This window comes from Mycobacterium sp. TH-M25, assembly GCF_057473665.1.
Map to the genome: position 1 here is coordinate 1 of NZ_JBYCLA010000358.1, position 3,826 is coordinate 3,826.

The 3,826-nt window shown below is 63.9% G+C and carries 6 protein-coding genes; 2 read left to right on the top strand and 4 right to left on the bottom strand.

The genetic code is table 11. The annotated features are described in order from the left end of the window. On the bottom strand, nt 1–500 hold a 500-nt coding region (locus tag AC2VOU_RS12145), incomplete at its 3' end, for an Ig-like domain-containing protein (RefSeq protein ID WP_486957606.1). A 122-nt stretch (nt 501–622) separates the two neighbouring features. Next, on the bottom strand, nt 623–946 hold the full coding sequence (locus AC2VOU_RS12150; protein ID WP_486957607.1) for an STAS domain-containing protein: 324 nt from the start codon (nt 944–946) through the stop codon (nt 623–625). 269 nt (nt 947–1,215) lie between these two features. On the opposite strand from AC2VOU_RS12150, the gene AC2VOU_RS12155 reads away from it, so the two are divergent. Together AC2VOU_RS12155 and AC2VOU_RS12160 are read left to right on the top strand one after the other, a co-directional pair. Then, nucleotides 1,216–1,644: a Zn-ribbon domain-containing OB-fold protein gene (locus AC2VOU_RS12155; RefSeq protein ID WP_486957608.1), complete on the top strand. Its 429-nt coding sequence runs from the start codon at nt 1,216–1,218 to the stop codon at nt 1,642–1,644. Further along, a complete protein-coding gene (locus tag AC2VOU_RS12160) occupies nt 1,641–2,852 on the top strand; it encodes a thiolase family protein (RefSeq protein ID WP_486957609.1) in 1,212 nt (403 codons plus the stop codon). The genes AC2VOU_RS12155 and AC2VOU_RS12160 overlap by 4 nt, the downstream gene beginning before the upstream one ends. 10 nt (nt 2,853–2,862) lie before the next feature. On the opposite strand, the gene AC2VOU_RS12165 is transcribed toward AC2VOU_RS12160, so the two are convergent. Next, entirely contained in the window at nt 2,863–3,123 is a 261-nt protein-coding gene (locus AC2VOU_RS12165; RefSeq protein WP_486941442.1) for a protealysin inhibitor emfourin, read from the bottom strand. A gap of 24 nt (nt 3,124–3,147) precedes the next feature. Then, the coding region (locus AC2VOU_RS12170) for a M4 family metallopeptidase (RefSeq protein ID WP_486957610.1) at nt 3,148–3,826 on the bottom strand (679 nt) is incomplete at its 5' end.

Sequence of the window (3,826 nt, forward strand, 5' to 3'; positions counted from 1 at the left end):
GCCGGCATGACGCCTGGTTCGCCATAGTGGGGTTGGTGGTGCGGCGCCGGCAGCTGTTGCGACGGTCCGCTCGGAACCCCGTCGACGCTGACCGTGAACGTGTGGTCGGAGATGTCGGCGACGCCGAGCACTGCGGGCCCGGTCTTGATTTCCGCCGAGGCGCCGCCTACCGACAGGGCAATCGTGCTGTGTGCTGGCCAGAAGTGGTCTGGAATCCACTGTGCGACTTCATTGTTGAGCCACTCGTATTTCCCCGTCATGGGGGGCGATGAGCTGATGTTAAGGATGCGCTCTGCGGCGTGGCGCTCGATCACCGGTGCGCGAAACGTGACGACGACGGGGTGCGCGACTCCCGCAACCTCGCTTGCGGTCGGGCTGATTGCGGCGATCGGGTATCGAAAAGACTGATCCGATGCGGCCAGGCTGACACCCGAGGGCCCTGCAACGACCGATGCGGCGGTGCCGGCCGCCAGCAGAACAGACCTGAGACCCGCGTGCATCCACCAAATCCTTTAGTAGGCAAGTTGTATTAGCGATCCTAGGCATGTCCGGAATATTGGACCCGTAAGGGCGCGTAGGCAATTCGATAAAGCATCGGTCACTTTTCGGCTACGCCGCTCGCTCAGTGAGCGCCGGACTCGCCAGAGCTGGCCTGGCCTACGAGGTTTGAGTCAACAGAGCTGGTGTCGGCCTCCTCTGGAACGAAGTGACCGAACAACCCGGTGATCTGAAGCACGCGATCGAGGAACGCGGGGCGGTGGTCGAGATGCAGCCTGACGCCCGCATGCGAGGCGCGCCGGCGCACGAGAAGTAGACCCGACAGCGCCGCGGAGTCCAGGAATGTCGTCTGGCTGAAGTCGAGATGTAAGTCGCGCAGCGCATTGTGATGGGCGAGCAGCTGCGATGCGGCCTCGACCAGCGACCACGCCACTTCGCCGCTGGGCAACGTTGCGTGGTGGGCTTCGAATTTGCGCTCCCCACTGCGCCGCCGGCGTTGAACGGCTCACGACTGTCCGGTACCGGCGACAGCGCGACAAGCCGCAGGTGGACCGGTGACTAAAAACTCTCGCGACTTCATGACTAACGTCAGCGAGGAGTTTACGCACAGCGCTTGTTGCGGCGGAAGTCTCGTTTTCGTGGGATGTGATCGTGATATTCGGCGTCTGTGACTGAACCGAACTGGCTACGGTCGACAATACAGACAACGGAGGTGTTATGACGGGCAAGATCCCAATAGTCGACTACTTGGTGCTCGCCGATGGCGACCCGCACCTCGTCGCCCAAGAGTGCACCAACTGCGGTGCCAGATTCTTCGACCGACGCAACGCCTGCGCCAGTTGTTTCGCTTCGGAATTCGGCACGGTTGCGGTGGCTACCGAGGGCACCGTGCGAGCGTTCACCATCGTCACTTTTGCCGCACCTGGTATTCCCACCCCATTCGTCGCCTCCGTCGTGGACTGCGACGGCACTGCGGTGCGCGCCAATCTGGTCAACGTCGAGCCCGATCCCGCGCACGTCCGCGACGGCATGAAAGTGCGACTGGCGACATTCCCGATCGGTACCGACTCCGCAGGCACCGAGGCGGTCGGGTTCGGTTTCGAGCCCGTGAACCGACGCGACAGACAACGAGGAGTAGCCCCATGAGCGCCAGCAGCGACATTTGGATTCTCGGCATCCGGATGACCAAATTCGGCAAGCACGCCGACAAAGACACCATCGACCTCGCGGCTGAGGCCGTCACCGGTGCGCTCGCCGACGGCGGGGTGACGATGGCCGACATCGGCGTGATCGCCGCCGGCAACCTGATGGCGGCCAACGCCGGCATCGGGCAGCAACTGCAAAAGCAGATCGGCCAGACCGGCGTCCCGGTGTACAACGTGGCCAACGCCTGTGCCACCGGTGCCACCGCGCTGCGGACCGCGATCATGGCGGTCAAAGCGGGTGAGGTGAAATACGGTCTGGCTTTCGGGGTGGAGAAGCTATCCGGCGCCGGACTGCTCGGCGGTGCCGGCACGAAGAAGAAAGACGCCGATATCTGGGAGCCCAAAGGCCGCTACGGCGCGGTCGCTCCGGTGGACGGGCGGATCGGCACCGAGTCGATGCCGGGTGTGTTTGCTCAGATCGGCACCGAGTACGGCCACAAGTACGGCGGCACCAGCTTCGAATTGTTCGCCAAGATCAGCGAGAAGAACCACGCCCACTCGACCCTGAATCCACTGGCCGCCTATCAGAGGAAATTCACCCTCGAGCAGATCATGAATGACGTCATGATCGCCTACCCGAACACGCGGCCGATGTGTTCGGCCAACTGCGACGGCGCGGCGGCCGCCGTGGTGTGCGACGGCGCGACGTTGCGGTCGCTGTCGCTGCAGCAACGCAAACGTGCGGTGAAGGTGTCGGCGTCGATCCTGACCACCGATCCGTTCGAGGACGGCTGTCAGGTGCTGCCGAACGTCAACACGCTGACCCGCAATGCCGCCGCGAGCGCCTACGAGCAGGCCGGCATCGGGCCGAGCGACCTCGACCTGGTCGAGTTGCACGACTGCTTCGCCACCGCGGAGCTGGTGCACTACGACAACCTGATGCTGTGTGAAGAAGGCGGCGCCGCGGACTTTTTCAATTCCGGCGCGACGTGGCGCGATGGCTCGACGCCGGTGAATGTGTCCGGTGGGCTGCAGTCCAAGGGGCATCCGATCGCCGCCACGGGTATCGCCAACATCTGGGAGGTCTGCCACCATCTGCGTGGCGAAGCGGGCGCCAGGCAGATCGAGAATGCCAAGGTCGGGCTGGCGCACGTGATCGGTCTCGGCTCGGCGTGCGGCGTGCACATCCTGGAGAGGTCCGCGGCGTAGCGGTGACCGGTCAGAGGTCCGCTACGACGGCGCTTGCCACGGTGTCGGGTAGCACGCTCTCCGGAATCTCGCGTGTCCTGGCTCCCGAGGGTGACTGCCGGGTCACCAGATAGGTGTAGCGGTCGGCACCAGGGTCGGAGTCCAACGGGTCTTCGCTGTCGAGGAGTTGCTCGAGTGTGTGACGATCTTCGGGATCCAGTGCATCGCCCTCAAGAGTGCAACTGGCCTTGACTCCGGCCAGGCCACCACGTCGCTCGATGATGTACTGCATTGCCGCGCCCCGATCGTTGTCGACTCAGACGGAGATGCTGGTCTGTGAAAGGCCGACGCGCTGCCATGCGTCGTCCACCCCACGATAGACGTCGCGGTCGGCGGGAAACAGTGACCGGGCGGCGGAGCGCGTGAGGGCGGCGAACTTGCGGAAATCCATCGACGGGCCGGCATCGCGATCCGTCAGGGCGGCGTACCAGACCCTGCCGGCCTTCTCCCAGGATCGTCCGCCGATGTTGCTGGCCGCCAGAAAGAAGGCGTGGTTGGGAATACCGCTGTTCTGGTGCGGGTCGCCGCCGGGAACGTAGTCGGCATAATGCGACGGTTGCCGAGACAGGCACTGTCGGGAGCCGGGGTCGGCCATGTTGCGAAGGCAGTTGTAGCCCTTGGCGATTGCCGCCGGGCCGAGCACTCCCGGGCCGACGAGCCAGTCGGCGTCGGAGACGGTCTGCTTGTTGCGCCATTGGTGAAACATCGCGCCGAACGCATCCGAAATGCTCTCGTTGAGCGCGCCGGGTTCATCGGAGTAATCCAGCCCAGCAGTGAATTGTGTTACCCCGTGTGTCAATTCGTGACCGATGACGTCGTCTGATTTCGTGAAGTCAGTGAAAACCCGACCATCGCCGTCACCGTAGGTCATCTGGGCGCCATTCCAGAAGGCGTTGTCGTAGCGCACCCCGTAATGGATCGACGACATCAGCGTC